Here is a 16255-nt window from a genome sequence, read left to right on the forward strand (position 1 = left end):
AAATTAATTATTGAGGAGTATAAACAGACACTCCATTTTCTCCGTAACCTGTACAGAACCAAGAAATAGTAATTACTCCTGTTGCTGAATCAACTGAATTTACACCATTCATATTAATATCACCCCAAGGATCAGTTTGACCTGACCAAGTTATATTTCCACAAACATCAGAGAAAACCAATGAATTATCGGCTGCTCCGGTACCATAGGCTGTAGCATAAGGACCTGTACTGTATAATCCTCCTGAGAAATCAGTAACAGAATAAACATTACCACCTTCACTAGAAATAACAACTCCTTCTACAGTGTTTGGGTTGTAATCAGGTAAGAAATCATGGAAACCATAAGTAGTGGTAACATTATAAACACCTGCTAAATCAGATTCACATAATTTGAAAACATCTAAAGCATAGGTGTTTTTAAAACCTGCAACTTTACCTGAACCATCTTCAAGTCTTAAGCTTAATCTTGAACCACTTTCCAAAGCAGCTTCAAAGTTTCCATTAACAGTAATCATTCCAAAATACTCACCGGCAGGAATTGTTACAGTTGTAGAAGCTAAAACAGCTTCTACTCCGGCAGGAGTAGGAACACCTTCAGCATCATCTACATAAACAACTACATTATATGATTTATCTGAAGTAGATAAAGTAGTTGTTAAAACTTTAATCATAAAAGATGGATTATCGGCAGTCACCAAAAAAGTTCCTGTTGCGGTATCAAAATAGGCAATGTCATCACCATTATAAATTAGTCTGTCGTCATCAGTATCACAACCGACAAACATAAAGACAGACAAGACTGTTAGTAAAAGAATTTTTTTCATAGCTTTATATTAATAAAATGTACATTCGTTTTGAGTCATATTTGGATTAACATTCAACTCCAATTGTGGAATTGGCATGTTAAATCTACAATCACCTGCAGGTAAAGTTGGCTCAAGTGGTAATAAACCGGTACCATCAGCAAAATCACCATAATTTGGATCTCTTTCTATTGCTTTGTTTTGACGTTTTAAATCGAAGAATCTATGTCCTTCGAAAGCCAATTCTAAACGTCTTTCTAGTTGAATTGCATCTTTTAGAGCTTGTCCAGTTTCACCACCTGAAACAAATGGAGCATAGCGATTTTGTCTTAATTCATCTAACGCTGCTAAAGCTTCAACATCTTGATTTAAATTAGCATGAGCTTCTGCTTTGTTTAATAAAACTTCTGCTTTACGTAAAACTTTAACGTTTACACGACCTGTACTTTGGTTATTTACACTTGATAACCATTTAATAACATGGTTATAGTTGTTTCCATCAAATGGAGCAGTTGTGATATAAGCTGTTTTACGGATATCAGAATTGTTATACAATTGGAACAATTGGAAAGAACAAACATACTCTGAACGAATTCCAGAAGGTAACGTTTGGTTGTATGGAACTCCAGGAGTTTCAGGATTTACTTGATTTAATTTGATATCAAAAATAATATCAGAACTATTAGAATCATTCCAAATTCCTGTGAAGTCAGCTCTAGTACCAGTAGCTGTAGTAACTGCATTAGCTGCGTTGATTGCATCTTGCCAACGACCCATATATAAATACAAACGAGATAATAAGGCATTAACACCGTCTTTATTTAGTCTGCCAGAACCATTATTAGCTGAGATAAGAGGTAAAGCAGTAGTTAAATCTGTTACCAAATTATCATAAAACTCACCAACTGGGATTCTTGACGGTAATTGATTGATATCAGAACTAAACATATATGGCATACCCGGTGCTGAATTTGCAGAAGCACTTGATGATGGTATAGGTGCAAATGTTTTAACAACATCAAAATGTGCTAAAGCTCTAGCTGCAATTGCTTCACCTATAATATTATCTTTAAATTCACCGTCTTCTAAACGATCAATGTTTTCAAGGACAAAATTTGCTCTTTGAGCTACAGAATAACAACTAGCCATAAAAGCTCCTTGTGTAGCATTACTGTTGTATCGCCACTCGTGGGCTACACGTTGCGTTTGTCTACCTGCTTCTTTAAAAGTAAGGTTGTCTGACTGAACATCAGGAAAAGAAATTAAGTTTCCTGAATAATAACTTTCTCTTCTCATGACAACATACAAATTACGAACTCCATTTTCAAAATCAGGAGCAGTAACCAATGCTGTAGTTGAAGGAACTTGAGCAAGAGGGTCTAAGTTTAATTTATCATCACATGATACAACTACACTAAAGACAGCTCCAACAAGCAATAATCTAAAATATTTTTTCATAATCATTTTTATTTTTAAAATTTAACATCAACTCCGAAAGAAATGTTTCTCGTAGTAGGATAACTATAAAGATTAAACTCACCCGGAATTACGTTTGCACCCTGTGTTTCACCTGAACCAATACCAACCTCAGGATCTCCTTTGAAGTAAGGTGCATACGTCCAAAGATTTGTACCGGCTAAATAAAATCTAATGTTTTGAAGCGAAGTTTTTTCAAGGAACTTTTTAGGAATCGTATACCCTAACTGAACACTTCTTAAACGGATATACGAAGCATCCTGTAAGAAACGATCCGAAGTTTGATTTGCGTTGCTAAAAGGACGAGGTAAAACATTCACATCACCTGGCTCTCTCCAATAATTAAAAGCATCTAAACGTTGGTTCGAGTTTACAGCATTATCACCATCACTTAACATATTTTGTTCCACGATGTTGTACGTGTAATTACCATACTTAAAGTAAAAATTGGCAGATAAATCGATTCCTTTGTATTCGATGTTGGTATTAAAGCTACCATCAAAACGAGCAAAAGGAGATTTTCCTGAAAGGGCCACTTCGTTACCATCAGCAACATTGGTTATGTTACCCTCGGTATCATAATACAAAGCTTCTCCATTAGCCGGATTAACTCCTGCATAACGTGGTAAAAAGAAAGTATTTACCTCTTCACCAATCTCTAAAACTGTATAAAAATTAGAAGCTACAAATAATTGATCAGTCCCATCTAATTTTTTAACTTCGTTGTCATATAGATTCAAATTTCCTTGAACGGTCCACTTTAAGTTTTCATTTCTAATCACATCATAAGCCAACTCAAACTCAAAACCAGTGTTAACCATTTCTCCAAGATTCCCAGTTACAGCATTAGCACCAGTTGAAAAGGACAATTGTTTTCCTAATAATAAATCTGTGGTTGTTCTGCTGTAATAATCCACCAAACCTCTTAATCTACTGTTAAAAGCAGCAAACTCCAAACCGACACCATAATTAAAATTCTGTTCCCAAGATAAATTTGGATCACCAAAGTTACCTGGTCCAGTTGTAGTTTCTCCATTATAAGGCGTAAATGTGAATGTAGTTCTTGAAGTATAACGTCCAATTTGGTCATTCCCCGATGTTCCTGCAGAAGCTCTTAATTTTAACACATCCACTTTACCACCTTTCATAAAGTTCTCTTCTGCTATATTCCAAGCCAAACTTCCTGAATAAAAAGTTCCATACTGAGTATTGTAACCAAAACGAGACGAACCATCACGACGTACAGTTGCTGTAACAATGTATTTTCCGTCATAGTTATAATCTATATTACCTGCTAACGAAAAAAGTGAAAATTGAAACCAATTACCATCTACATTATTTGGTTCATTAGCCACATCCAACAAATTAGGCTTTCCTGGACCCGGTAAAAAACCACCAATACCATTTGCCAAATAAGTTCTGGTGTTATTCTCAATATACTCTGACAAAATCGATACGTCAAAATTATGTTTCTCGTTAAATGTTTTTTGGTAATTTAAACGATTTAAAAAGTTGTAAGTAAAATCAAAAGAACCGTTGTCCGTTCTTGAACCTGTTGGCTCTCCACCATTTACAATCAAATCTAAAGTAGAACCAGCCTCAAGGTAATTCTCACGTCTGAATTGCTCATATACCCCAGAACCTTGTGTTCTGAAAGTTAACCCTTTGGCTAATTTTAACTCAGCAAACATGTTTCCAATAAAACGATTGAAAATTCTTTGTGTACGGTTATACAAAATCTCATCTTTTACAGGATAACCTGCAGAAGTTGGGTTGTAACGAGGTCTACCAAAATCATCAAACAACTGATTACCATCTGCATCAAACAAAAATAATGTTTGGTATGGCAAATAATCATACATTGCTCTGAAAGGGTTTTGCACGTTATTTCTATCTCTAGAGTCAGCTAATTCTACTGTAGAGAAAGACAAACTTGTTCCAACAGTTAACCATTTTTTCGCATCATAATCCACATTTAATCTTCCAGCGATACGTCTGTATTCTTTAATATCACGAATAATACCAGAATCTTCATCATTAGCTAATGACAAGAAATATCTTGTTTTAGTATCACCTCCAGTGATTGAGATTGAATTTGAAGTAACGAATCCATCGTCAAGTAAATCATCTTCCCAATTGTGATCAAGACCTACTAAACGATCCCATTCAGCTTGAGAAGAAACATTACCACCTACTCCAATACCTAATTCTCTTTCATATTGAAGTTTTTGCTCTGCATTCATCATAGTAAAATTATCTTTAATTCTTCTAGTAAAACCTACTCTTGAATTAAAGTTAATAACAGCATCTCTGTCTTTAGAACCACGTTTAGTAGTTATCAAAACAACACCATTACCACCACGAGCACCATAAATAGAGGTGGAAGCGGCATCTTTTAAAACACTGACAGATGCAACATCAGCAGGATTAATACCATTTAAATCACCTTCACTAATCTGAGCACCATCAACAATATACAAAGGCTCATTACCAGCTTGGATAGAACCAATACCACGTACTCTTATAAAAGCCGTTTGCCCTGGTTTACCATTCTGAGCTGTAACTTGTACACCAGATGCCTGACCTTGTAGCATGTTGTCAATACTCACCGAAGGAGCAATTCTTGCTAATTGTTCTGAAGTTACATTTGACACAGCAGAAGTAAGTTGTGCTCTAGTTTTGGTATTAACACCAACAACTACAACCTCTTCTAAATTGGTATCAGACTCCATTGTAACATCAATTTTATTTGATGCACCTACAGTAACTGATTTTGTTTTCATACCTACGTAAGAAAACTCAAGGACATCACCTGATTTTGCTTGAATGGAATATTTTCCATCAAAATCAGTCGAAACCCCATTATTTGTTCCTTTAACCAGAACTGTTGCTCCAGGCAGTGGCAAGCCGCTTTCTGTTACGATACCACTAATGGTTTTCTCTTGAGCGAAAGAAAACTGCATTGAAAACGCTAGTAAAAGCGTAAAAATCCATTTGAACTTTGATCTCATATTAAATTTATTTGAGTTAGTTATTCCGCAAACTTCTTAATAATTTCTTAAATAAACAAATATTACCTCGGAATAATAATGTTTTTCTAATGTTAAAAAAATATTAAGCTTAGTCATTGAAACCAAATACCATTTTTTAAGATGCAAAATTTAACAAAAGGTTGCGTAATTTTTTTAACAATATATTATTTTAAAAAAAGGGTATTTGATTTTTATAAACAAAAAAAGGGTTTAGTAATAACTAAACCCTTTACATAATTATTATAATCTTAATTTTCTAGACTTGACAAAAAAGCAACAATAGAGATTATATCTTTTTCATTTTTAAATGAAACTCTATTTTTTTTAAAAAAGTCATCTAAACTAGACTTCTTGTCTGGGTACATTTTAATCAATGCCTTTTTATTTTTTGGAAAGGCTAAAATATTATTTCCGCTTTTAATGTAAAATTCGTCATCGGCTCTTTCATAGTGTGCTGGGATTAAATCCTCGTACCCACTTTTGGGATACTTTTCACTAACATACTTAACCTTTTCTCTTTTCAATAAGGAAACATTCCCCGCATATAATTCTATTAAAAAACCTTTTACCATTTCTCCTTTAATATCAGTATATTCATAGACACCAAATTTTTGTTTATTCGTTGTAAAAACAACATCATACTTCTTATTTGTTTTGTCTAATACAAAAATTTTATTTTCTTCTTTTTGGTATTCAATATCATCATTTAAAGCATTGTAACGCATCAAGTGTGTTCCTTCTACACCTTCTATAGTAGCCGGTAAAAATTTATCAATTACGTATTGACTACCTTCAACTTTAGAGTTATTTTCAAAAGGTTTCAAATCTATCAAACCGGTTGAATTTGAACTACCATTGGTAGAAATTAAACTTTGGCTCATGTCTTGAGCAAAAAAAGAAAATTGAATAAATAAAAAAATAATCGAGATTTGAGTTTTCATGTAATAAAAATAATTTTAATTTTTTATAATTTTATGCGTCTTAACAGAACCATTAGTTGAAATTACCAGAAAATAAACTCCTAAATCTAATTGCTGCATGTTAATCATTTTTTGTCCAGTAGAAGCCAAATGCGATTCACTCATAATCATTCTACCATTCAAATCATATAAACTTAACTCAAGTTCTTCTGAATTATTGTTATCAAAATTTACAAATAAATAATCTTTAACTGGGTTTGGATAAACAGAGTAATTTAATTTTTCATTAGAAACCAAACTTAATGACTCATCTATACCAGAAACAATTAGGGAATAATTCTGTAAACCTCCTTGAAGATTCCCTTTATGAGAAACGGTAATTGTATATGTCCCTGCAGCATTTGCTACCTGAACTTTTTCAACATTATCAACTGAATTATCACCTAATGTTGCAGGACTTGCATATGCTGTTGCACTTAGTTTCCATGGAAAATATACTTCTTCGTTTTTAGTTATTCTTAAATCTAAATCATTAACTAATACTGGAGTTTGTATATCTACTGTACCAGTGTTAACTATTGGACCCTCCGGATCTGTCCAAGAAATTGTAGCTACTAATTCGTTAACACCATCGCTAATTACATCAAAACTATATGAACTTCCTTGATTTAAAACATTTTCTTCGATAATTGATGTTTCTCCATTACCTTGAATTACTAATGCAGCTGCTCTAACATCCATCAAACCCCATCCAAAAGAGGAATCAGGTCCTGGTTGCAATCCAGCTTCACGAGCAGTATGAATAACTAGCCCTTTTACTGTTGCAGCTCGCATGAAATTATCATTTAACTCATCATAATATTGTTGCAGTAACAACACACCACTCGCAGCACTTGGAGATGACATAGAAGTTCCATCTTTTGTTACAGTAGCTGTATTACTAAAAGAACTTGTCGACAAAACTCCTACACCTTTGGCAACAATGTCTGGTTTTACTCTCCCATCATCTGCAGGTCCATAACTACTAAAATTACTCATAACAACTGAAGCTGGGCTTGTATAATTTGTAACTTGCTCTACTGCTCCAACCGTTAATACATTTTTAGATAAACTAGCAGCAGTTAGCAAATCATAACCACCTTTTCCCGAATAACCAGGAGTTGTACGATCGTTTCCAGCCGATTTTACAATCTGCAAATAGGGTGCGTTAAATGCTATTTGGTCATATATTCTAGAAGTAAAATTATATGCTCCAAACTGCCATGCACTTAAAAATTCAGCATTTGGTCCGTATGAATGATTAGAAACTAATAATCCTTCTGCAGCTTGGCTGGCCAGTTCTGACGTGTCAGAATTCCAATCATTACCCCATGCATTTCCTTGAAAAGCTGCTCCTTTCACATTTATATTGATACCAGCTGCAATAATAGTTCCAGCTACATGTGTTCCATGGTCGCTGTTATCATTATAATTTGTAAAACTTACTCCATCTTTATTGATTGCTCTTCCTTGAAATTCTTGATGAGAAATTCTAATTGCATCACCATCCCAAACTCCGGCAATCATATTTTGTCCATTTATATTTAAACCTAATGAACCGGCTGTATTTATATGATGTGCATTAATAGTTCTGGTAGCTCCTCTATTATCTGTTTGATAATAAATTGGATTTCCATTATTATCTATACCTTGAAGTTCAGACATAGAACCATCCTCCGCTCTAAACTTCAACGGCCAATTTTTTTCTTTTGCTACTTCGTAGGCTAATCTTTTATTTTCTAAATAATCAATCTCTAACTGTTGCGATAGTTCATTCAGAAAATTTAAATCGTAATTCGAAATAATTTTTGCTCTTTTTTCTGTAGTTTGTGCTACTGTAATATAACAGGCAAAAAACAAGAGCACTCCTGTGGATAATAATTTATTGTTCATAACCTTTTTTTTGTAAAAATAATTTATTATTGCTTGATGTTAATACATTTTTAAATGTTTTAACAAATTTTTAAAAATTGTGCCAAATCTAACAATTATATTACAATCTTTAATGTTAAATTTACCTATTATTAAATTTAGTCTGTTTGTTAATTATAAATTATTCCAATTTTAAACTCGAATCCGGCACCGATGAAGCCGGACGTGGATGCCTTGCCGGCCCTGTAACTGCAGCCGCAGTCATATTGCCTGAGAACTTTTCGCTGCCACTACTAAACGACTCCAAACAATTATCCGAAAAAATCAGAGAAAACTTAAGACCTATTATAGAAGAACAAGCTATTTCTTTTAGCTACACACACCTCGAGCCAGCACTTATTGACAAAATCAATATACTTAATGCGTCTATTCAAGCTATGCAAGAAAGTATTTTGAAATTAACTCCTACACCTGAATTTATTATCGTTGACGGAAATCGTTTTAAACCACTCAACAACATTCCCTACAGTTGCATCGTAAAAGGAGACAGTAAATACATGAGCATTGCAGCCGCTTCCGTTTTGGCCAAAACTTACCGAGATGATTACATGAATAAAATTCATGAGGAATTCCCAATGTATAATTGGGAAAAAAATAAAGGCTACCCAACCAAAGAACATAGAGAAGCAATCGCAAAATACGGCATAACAAAATACCACCGACTGAGTTTTCGTTTACTGCCCGAACAATTGAAATTGGATTTTTAGATTGTTAGATTGTTGTATAAAAATATATTTCAAAAATTTTTCTAATTTCTAAAATCTGTGTTCAAAAAAAACGACAAAATAAAAAAAGATGTCATCTATAAAACCTATCACTTTTGATCAATCTTTGTTCTATTTAAAGAATCATTCAAAACAGCAGCTTTTAATTCACACTCAAAAAGATGTTCAAAATGTTTTAAAATTTTTGATTTTACTTCTTCTTCATTTACTTTTTCAATCCCTAACTCCACTTGCAAAGAAGTAACCGCTTTCCCACGAATACCACACGGAATAATATTATCAAAATAACCCAAGTCTGCATTTACATTCAAAGCAAATCCATGCATGGTGACCCATCGCGAAGCCCGAACACCCATGGCACATATTTTTCTCGCAAACGGCGTTCCTACATCTAACCAAACTCCCGTTTCGCCCGGACTGCGTTCAGTTTTTAAACCATATTCAGCTAATGCCAAAATAATGGTTTCTTCGAGCAAACGCAGATACTTATGAATATCTGTAAAAAAATTTTCTAAATCCAAAATCGGATAACCTACGATTTGACCGGGACCGTGATAAGTAATATCTCCGCCTCGGTTAATTTTATGAAAAGTCGCTCCTTTTTCTGCTAATTGATTTTCGTTCAATAGCAAATTACTTAAATCCCCACTTTTGCCTAACGTGTAAACGTGCGGATGCTCAACAAATAAAAAATAATTTGAGGTTGGTAAATTAGCCTCCTCTCGCCTGTTACGAATTTTTAAATCGACAATCTCCTTGAATAAAGTTTCCTGAAAATCCCAAGCCAATTTATAATCCATTAAACCTAAATCATCCTTCCAAACCACTTTATTCATAATCCATATTTAAATTACAAAAATACAATTTTATACCTTAATATATATACCTGTTTTTTTTTGAAGCGAATGGCTTGGGCTTTTTCAGTAATCCATGTTCCCGCCATCCGCTCTATCTTTTGCTTTGCAAAAGGATGCCGCTGCTGTCGGGGCTAAAAATGAATTCATAAAAAATTCCTTTTTCAAAATAAATTCGCTCCTAAAATCAAACTATCTAAAATTCCAATCATTAAAAAATCTAAAATTTACCTATCTTTGCACGCTTAAAAAACGATATTATGCAACTTTCGGAACAAGAAATCATCAGAAGAGAAAAACTCAACGGACTTCGTCAGTTAGGGATCAATCCCTATCCTGCCGATTTATTTCCTGTTAACCATACTTCCAAACAAGTTAAAGAAAACTTTGAAGAAGGAAAAAAGGTGATTATTTCCGGAAGAATCATGAGTATCCGCGATCAAGGAAAAGCTTGTTTTGCTGAATTACAAGACAGCACAGGTCGTATTCAACTGTATGTAAACCGTGATATGCTTTGCCCGGGCGAAGACAAAACCTTATACAACCAAGTTTTTAAAAAGCTAACCGATTTAGGCGATTTTGTAGGTATAGAAGGTGAATTATTTACCACAAAAGTGGGTGCTCAATGCGTTCGTGTTGACCATTTTACTTTTTTGAGCAAAACTTTACGTCCATTACCTTTACCAAAAACAGACGAAGACGGGAAAGTATACGACGCATTTAACGATGCTGAATTACGTTACCGTATGCGATATGTTGATTTAGTGGTAAATCCGCATGTAAAAGAAGTTTTTGTTAAAAGAACAAAACTTTTTAATGCCATGCGAACTTTTTTTAACGACAGAGGTTACTTTGAAGTTGAAACTCCCATCTTGCAATCTATTCCAGGTGGAGCGGCGGCACGTCCGTTTATCACCCACCACAATAGTTTAGATATTCCTTTATACATGCGAATTGCTAATGAATTATACCTAAAAAGGCTTATCGTTGGTGGATTTGACGGGGTTTATGAATTCTCAAAAAACTTCCGCAACGAAGGAATGGACAGAACGCACAACCCGGAATTCACTGCCATGGAAATTTATGTAGCCTACAAAGACTACAATTGGATGATGGAGTTTACAGAAAACTTATTAGAATACTGTGCTTTACAAGTAAACGGAACAACTGATGCAACTTTTGGAGAGTATAACGTGAATTTCAAAGCACCTTATGCCCGTGTAACCATGACCGATGCCATCATTCAATTTACGGGTTTTGATATTTCAGGAAAATCGGAAGATGAAATTAGAAAAGCTGCTTTAGGAATGGGAATACAAGTGGATGATACGATGGGTAAAGGGAAATTAATTGATGAAATTTTTGGAGCAAAATGCGAAGGAAATTTTATACAACCTACTTTTATTACGGATTATCCAAAAGAAATGAGTCCGCTATGCAAAGAACATCGCTCAAACCCTGAACTAACAGAACGATTTGAATTAATGGTTTGCGGCAAAGAAATTGCAAATGCTTATTCAGAATTAAATGATCCAATTGACCAACGCGAACGTTTTGAAGCCCAATTAAAATTAGCAGACCGTGGGGATGATGAAGCGATGTTTATTGATAACGATTTTTTAAGAGCATTAGAATATGGTATGCCTCCAACTTCAGGTTTAGGAATCGGCATGGACCGTTTAATCATGTTTTTAACCAATAACCAGTCCATTCAAGAGGTTTTATTTTTTCCTCAAATGCGTCCAGAAAAAAAACAAGTTGAATTGACAGATGATGAAAAAGTAATCATTGAAATACTAAAAACATCCAACAACATTGGCTTAAGTGAACTAAAAGAAAAAACTGCTTTAAGCGGAAAGAAATGGGATGCTGCGATGAAAGGTTTAGCTAAACACGCTTTAGTTAAAGTAAATGTTGATGGAGAATTAAAAACTGTTGAACTAAAAAGTTAATAAGAACAGAGATCCAATAAAACAAATCCCGACTTTTTATTAGTCGGGATTATTTATTTCTAGTAGTTTTGAGAACCTGCAAGAGCGGAAGCAAATATCGCTCCAAACAAAATTCCAAATAAAATCACTAAACCAATTACTACAGCTAAAACAATCAATTGTGCTTTTGCCCAATTTTTTCGATTTACATTTTCGGTATCGCTAAAAGCATATACAAAAAGCATAATAAATCCTACCAAAGGAATGGCCATGATTAACAAGGTAATGAGCCAGTCTTTTACTGACATTGGTTTTTGATTTGAATTCTCTAATTCATTCATAATTTTAAAGATTTGTATGGTTAATTGTATGCAATATATAAAATTTATATTGTTACTATTTATGCAAATAAAAATTAAATATTAAACCTTTTTCAAATTGTAAAGTCTTAGCAGTATAATCATTAAAATTAAAGAAAATGAAAAAATTAGTATTTGTTGCAGTTATGTTAGTCGGATTTCTAACATTTGCTCAAGAAAAGGCAGAACAAAAAAGAGACAGAAAAGCCCGAATGGAAAATCGCGAAAGTCTTTCGCCTGAACAACAAGCTGAAATTCAAGTTAAAAGGATGACTCTTCAGCTGGATTTAAATTCCAAACAGCAAGGAGAAATTAAAAAAATTGTCTTAGAACAAGCCAAAAAAAGAGAAGCAAAAAAGGCACAATGGAAAGCAAATAAAGAAGCCGGAAAAACAATAAGTAAAGACGAAAAATTTGCTATGAAAAATGAAGCATTAGATGAACAAATTGCCATGAAGGCTGAGATGAAAAAAATTCTTACAGCGGATCAATTTTCAAAATGGGAAGCGAATCATGCAGAAAGAAAAGACAAAATGGAAAGTCGAAGAAACAAAAAAGCAAAAAAAGAAAACGAGCGGAAATAAATTTCAAGATAATATTTTGTTAATTAGCCTTTTTGATTTATATTCGCTTTCTAACAAATTAAATAATTAACTTTATCATGAAAAAAATTGTTTCTATAGTAGTATTAATGTTTGCCTTTTGTTTTTCAGCAAATGCACAGTCAAATATTAAATCAGTGGCTGATGCTAATTCTAAAGAATTGAATGTTAAAGAAATGGCTTACAATGAATTAAGAGAACTTTCCTCAGTTGTTGAATTAACACCTGAATTAAAAAATGATTTTCTCAACATATTAATTATGAGAAATGAGGCTGTTAACAATGCTAAATCTTACGAAGAAAAGTCAGCAATTTACGAGCGATTTGGAAAAAAACTTTTAAGTGGCTTGAGTGAAGAGCAATCAAAAAAGTTGTCAGAAAATAAAGAATTGTATAATAAATTAACCAATTTAAAATACAAAATGCAATAAAAAAATCCCGGTACAAAACCGGGATTTTTTTTATAAATTTCTTGAAACCTTTTCGATTGCTTTAATAGTCAAATCTAAATCGTCGTAAGTTAGAGCATCTGTTATAAACCATGTTTCATAAGCGGAAGGAGCAATGTAAATCCCTTCTTGCAATAATCCGTGGAAGAACTTTTTAAACCTTTCATTATCCCCTCCTTTTGCTGTTTCAAAATCAATAACCGGAGTTTCATTAAAATGAACGGAAATCATTGAACCCACACGATTGATAGTAAAAACAACTTTATTTTGCAGTAAAACCTGACGTATTCCATTTTCTAAATAGGCAGTCTTTTCATCTAATCTTTTAAAAATTTCTGAATCTGTATTAAGTTCCGATAGCATTGCTAAACCGGCCGCCATAGCCAATGGATTTCCGGATAGCGTTCCGGCTTGATAAACCGGCCCTAATGGAGCCAAATAATTCATTATTTCACTTCTTGCTGCAAAAGCTCCCACCGGCAAACCTCCACCAATAACTTTTCCAAAACAAACAATGTCAGCATCAATATTGTACAACTCTTGTGCTCCACCTTTTGCCAGTCTGAATCCAGTCATAACTTCATCAAAGATTAATAAAGTGTCGTTTTCATAGCATAAATCCCTTAATCCTTCTAAAAACCCCTTTTTTGGAGGAATACATCCCATATTACCGGCTACGGGTTCAATTATAATAGCTGCAATTTCATTTTTATTGTTTTCAAATAATTCCCGAACGTTTTCCAAATTATTATATTGAGCCAATAAAGTGTCTTTTGCAGTTCCTTGAGTTACACCCGGACTATTTGGCATACCAAACGTACTGGCTCCGCTTCCCGCTTGAATTAAAAACGAATCGGAATGACCATGATAACAACCGGCAAATTTTATAATTTTATCCCTTTTCGTAAATCCGCGAGCCAGACGAATAGCACTCATACAAGCTTCTGTACCTGAATTAACGAAACGAATTTTATCAATGTTGGGCACCATTGAAACGGCTAATTCTGCAATTTGCGTTTCCAACTCGGTGGGCATTCCAAAAGAAGTTCCCAATTTAGCTCTTTCGGTGATAGCTTGTATGACCGGTTCATGGGCATGACCCAAAATCATCGGACCCCAAGAATTTATATAGTCAATGAGTTTATTTCCATCTTCATCATATAAATAAGCCCCTTTGGCACTTTTTACAAAAATTGGAGTTCCACCAACTCCTTTAAATGCTCTAACAGGAGAGTTAACTCCGCCGGGTATAACTTTTTCAGCTTCCGCAAATAATTTGCTGCTTCTTTGGTATTGCATGGGTAATTTTTTGAATTATTTTAGGTAAATAACCTGACCCACAGAAAGTGAATCTGATTTCATGTTATTGTTGCGTTTTATTTCTTCTATTGAAATATTGAACTTTTTAGAAAGTGAATACAATGTGTCACCTTTGGTTACAACATATTCTTTTTCAGCAGATTTATTTGAAACAACTTTATTTGAAGGAGAAGCTGAACTATCTAACACTTCTTCATCATATTGATATAACTGATAGCGTTCAATTAAACTAATCAATTTATCAGGGTATTTTGTGTCAGTTGCATATCCTGCAGCACGAAGACCTTTTGCCCATGCTTTATAATCATCTTTGTCCAATTTAAAAAGAGATGCATATCTACTTCTGGAAGTCAAAAACAAAGAGTGGTCTCGATAAGAATCGGCTGGGTCATCATATTTTCTAAAACATTCTTGAGCCGCATCGTCGTCATGCCGAACGCTTGGTCCACTCCATTCTTTATGGCATTTTATACCAAAATGATTATTTGCCCTTTTACTCAAAGAACCTTGTCCAACTCCGGATTCCAGAATTCCCTGTGCTAATGTGATACTTGCCGGGATACCATGTTGACGCATATTATCTTTTGCTATATTTTTAAAATCTTCAATGTAATCGAGTACCATTTCTGTTGTTACTTTTACGTTAGAAGTGGCTTCTAAAACTTCGGTAGTTGGTTTTTCAGATTTATGTATTGTTTTTTGATTCGATTTACCGGAGGTATTGGATTTCGCTATTGGTTTCTTTGTAGTTCGGGTTACCGGTGTACTTTTCTTAGTTGTTCGAACAACAGGTTTCGAACTTGAGCAAGATACTATGGCTAACAAACCGAAAATAAATAACATTCTTTTAAACATTGAACTCTATTTTTTGTAATTTTTTGTTTTCTAACTTTGCATTCATCCCTTTAATACCTTGTAATCCACCTGTATGAATGGCTAAAATTTTTGATCCTTTTGGAAAATAATTTTTCTTTATCAAATCGTTTATTCCAAACATCATTTTACCGGTGTAAACGGGATCTAAAGGTATTTTAGTGTCATAATAAAATGAATTTATAAATGCAATCAATTCATTTGATGTTTTAGCATAACCTCCAAAAGTATATGTTTCTATTAAATCCCAATTTTCTTTGGTTACAAATTTACGAATATCATTTTTTAAAAAACCTCCTGATATTGCAGGAAAACCAATTATTTTTTGATGTTTTGAGCTGGTATTTATTAATCCTGAAATCGTTCCGCCTGTTCCTACAGAGCAACAAATATAGTCAAACCTATTGTCTTCTTTTGTTAAAATCTCTTCACAACCTTGAATGGCCAATGTATTTGTCCCTCCTTCCGGAACCATATAAAAGTTTCCAAAAAGTAATTTTAAATTCTTTAAATATTCCTCTGAATCTTTTTTTCTGTAATTTTCTCGTGTTTCAAAGTAGAATTCCATACCGTTTTCATGAGCAAAGGAAAGGGTAGAATTATCAATTACTTTAGAAGAAAGTTCTTCTCCACGAATTACACCAATCGTTTTAAAACCATACTCTTTACCTGCAAAAGCAACTGCGGCAATATGATTTGAAAAAGCTCCACCAAAAGTCAATAAGGTTTTATGCCCTTCTTCTTGTGCTTGAATGAGGTTATATTTGAGTTTTCGATATTTATTTCCGGAAATAAAAGGATGAATCAAATCTTCTCTTTTGATAAAAAGCGAAACTTGATTAGTAAACTCTTTTATTTCTTGATTAAAAACATCAAAAATCATAATGGTACAAAGGTATTGAAATGCTATTAAATAAAAAAAGACAGCTCGATTAGAA

General features: G+C 33.7%; 14 protein-coding genes. 4 read left to right on the forward strand and 10 right to left on the reverse strand.

The features are described from left to right. Positions 1-7: 7 nt before the first annotated feature. From EQG68_RS06415 to EQG68_RS06435, 5 genes are all read right to left on the reverse strand, one after another. Positions 8-826, reverse strand: a complete 819-nt coding sequence (locus tag EQG68_RS06415; protein ID WP_129463961.1) for a hypothetical protein — start codon at positions 824-826, stop codon at positions 8-10. A gap of 9 nt (positions 827-835) precedes the next feature. After that, positions 836-2263, reverse strand: coding sequence for a RagB/SusD family nutrient uptake outer membrane protein (locus EQG68_RS06420; RefSeq protein ID WP_164975400.1), 1428 nt, complete (start codon positions 2261-2263; stop codon positions 836-838). 14 nt (positions 2264-2277) lie between these two features. Next, the gene (locus EQG68_RS06425) at positions 2278-5292 is read right to left on the reverse strand and encodes a SusC/RagA family TonB-linked outer membrane protein (RefSeq protein WP_129463963.1); all 3015 of its coding nucleotides are present in this window, start codon (positions 5290-5292) and stop codon (positions 2278-2280) included. Positions 5293-5561: 269 nt separating this feature from the next. Continuing rightward, positions 5562-6146, reverse strand: coding sequence for a hypothetical protein (locus EQG68_RS06430; protein ID WP_164975401.1), 585 nt, complete (start codon positions 6144-6146; stop codon positions 5562-5564). A gap of 123 nt (positions 6147-6269) precedes the next feature. After that, positions 6270-8165 carry a S8 family serine peptidase gene (locus EQG68_RS06435; protein WP_129463965.1) on the reverse strand — a complete coding sequence of 632 codons (1896 nt, stop codon included), beginning with the start codon at positions 8163-8165 and terminating at the stop codon, positions 6270-6272. A 146-nt stretch (positions 8166-8311) separates the two neighbouring features. Here EQG68_RS06435 and EQG68_RS06440 point away from each other — a divergent pair, with 146 nt between their 5' ends. Then, on the forward strand, positions 8312-8911 hold the full coding sequence (locus tag EQG68_RS06440; RefSeq protein ID WP_129463966.1) for a ribonuclease HII: 600 nt from the start codon (positions 8312-8314) through the stop codon (positions 8909-8911). A gap of 107 nt (positions 8912-9018) precedes the next feature. On the opposite strand, the gene lipB is transcribed toward EQG68_RS06440, so the two are convergent. After that, positions 9019-9765, reverse strand: a complete 747-nt coding sequence (gene lipB / locus EQG68_RS06445) for a lipoyl(octanoyl) transferase LipB (protein ID WP_129463967.1) — start codon at positions 9763-9765, stop codon at positions 9019-9021. Positions 9766-10043: 278 nt separating this feature from the next. Between lipB and lysS the strand changes: the two genes are divergently transcribed. After that, on the forward strand, positions 10044-11735 hold the full coding sequence (lysS, locus tag EQG68_RS06450) for a lysine--tRNA ligase (RefSeq protein ID WP_129463968.1): 1692 nt from the start codon (positions 10044-10046) through the stop codon (positions 11733-11735). 59 nt (positions 11736-11794) lie between these two features. On the opposite strand, the gene EQG68_RS06455 is transcribed toward lysS, so the two are convergent. After that, entirely contained in the window at positions 11795-12055 is a 261-nt protein-coding gene (locus EQG68_RS06455) for a hypothetical protein (RefSeq protein ID WP_129463969.1), read from the reverse strand. A gap of 137 nt (positions 12056-12192) precedes the next feature. Between EQG68_RS06455 and EQG68_RS06460 the strand changes: the two genes are divergently transcribed. Both EQG68_RS06460 and EQG68_RS06465 read left to right on the forward strand, forming a co-directional pair. Continuing rightward, positions 12193-12657 carry a hypothetical protein gene (locus EQG68_RS06460; RefSeq protein ID WP_129463970.1) on the forward strand — a complete coding sequence of 155 codons (465 nt, stop codon included), beginning with the start codon at positions 12193-12195 and terminating at the stop codon, positions 12655-12657. A gap of 77 nt (positions 12658-12734) precedes the next feature. Then, entirely contained in the window at positions 12735-13106 is a 372-nt protein-coding gene (locus EQG68_RS06465) for a hypothetical protein (protein WP_129463971.1), read from the forward strand. Between the two features lie 30 nt (positions 13107-13136). Here EQG68_RS06465 and hemL read toward each other — a convergent pair whose 3' ends face one another. Genes hemL through EQG68_RS06480 form a run of 3 tightly spaced genes read right to left on the reverse strand, consistent with a single transcriptional unit; the run spans position 13137 to position 16200 of the window. Then, positions 13137-14423 carry a glutamate-1-semialdehyde 2,1-aminomutase gene (hemL, locus tag EQG68_RS06470; RefSeq protein WP_129463972.1) on the reverse strand — a complete coding sequence of 429 codons (1287 nt, stop codon included), beginning with the start codon at positions 14421-14423 and terminating at the stop codon, positions 13137-13139. 15 nt (positions 14424-14438) lie between these two features. Further along, positions 14439-15299 carry a glucosaminidase domain-containing protein gene (locus tag EQG68_RS06475; RefSeq protein ID WP_129463973.1) on the reverse strand — a complete coding sequence of 287 codons (861 nt, stop codon included), beginning with the start codon at positions 15297-15299 and terminating at the stop codon, positions 14439-14441. Further along, entirely contained in the window at positions 15292-16200 is a 909-nt protein-coding gene (locus EQG68_RS06480; RefSeq protein WP_129463974.1) for a 1-aminocyclopropane-1-carboxylate deaminase/D-cysteine desulfhydrase, read from the reverse strand. Before EQG68_RS06480 ends, EQG68_RS06475 begins: the two co-directional genes overlap by 8 nt. Between the last annotated feature and the right edge of the window lie 55 nt (positions 16201-16255).

This window comes from Flavobacterium piscinae (assembly GCF_004122145.1).
Lineage (GTDB): Bacteria > Bacteroidota > Bacteroidia > Flavobacteriales > Flavobacteriaceae > Flavobacterium > Flavobacterium piscinae.

What these genes read in the sequence shown, in the direction of transcription:
- lysS (WP_129463968.1), top strand. Translation starts at nt 10,044, where the DNA reads ATGCAACTTTCGGAACAAGAAATCATCAGAAGAGAAAAACTCAACGGA.
- EQG68_RS06415 (WP_129463961.1), bottom strand. Translation starts at nt 826, where the DNA reads ATGAAAAAAATTCTTTTACTAACAGTCTTGTCTGTCTTTATGTTTGTC.
- EQG68_RS06425 (WP_129463963.1), bottom strand. Translation starts at nt 5,292, where the DNA reads ATGAGATCAAAGTTCAAATGGATTTTTACGCTTTTACTAGCGTTTTCA.
- EQG68_RS06420 (WP_164975400.1), bottom strand. Translation starts at nt 2,263, where the DNA reads ATGAAAAAATATTTTAGATTATTGCTTGTTGGAGCTGTCTTTAGTGTA.
- EQG68_RS06455 (WP_129463969.1), bottom strand. Translation starts at nt 12,055, where the DNA reads ATGAATGAATTAGAGAATTCAAATCAAAAACCAATGTCAGTAAAAGAC.
- EQG68_RS06435 (WP_129463965.1), bottom strand. Translation starts at nt 8,165, where the DNA reads ATGAACAATAAATTATTATCCACAGGAGTGCTCTTGTTTTTTGCCTGT.
- lipB (WP_129463967.1), bottom strand. Translation starts at nt 9,765, where the DNA reads ATGAATAAAGTGGTTTGGAAGGATGATTTAGGTTTAATGGATTATAAA.
- EQG68_RS06480 (WP_129463974.1), bottom strand. Translation starts at nt 16,200, where the DNA reads ATGATTTTTGATGTTTTTAATCAAGAAATAAAAGAGTTTACTAATCAA.
- EQG68_RS06465 (WP_129463971.1), top strand. Translation starts at nt 12,735, where the DNA reads ATGAAAAAAATTGTTTCTATAGTAGTATTAATGTTTGCCTTTTGTTTT.
- EQG68_RS06475 (WP_129463973.1), bottom strand. Translation starts at nt 15,299, where the DNA reads ATGTTTAAAAGAATGTTATTTATTTTCGGTTTGTTAGCCATAGTATCT.
- hemL (WP_129463972.1), bottom strand. Translation starts at nt 14,423, where the DNA reads ATGCAATACCAAAGAAGCAGCAAATTATTTGCGGAAGCTGAAAAAGTT.
- EQG68_RS06460 (WP_129463970.1), top strand. Translation starts at nt 12,193, where the DNA reads ATGAAAAAATTAGTATTTGTTGCAGTTATGTTAGTCGGATTTCTAACA.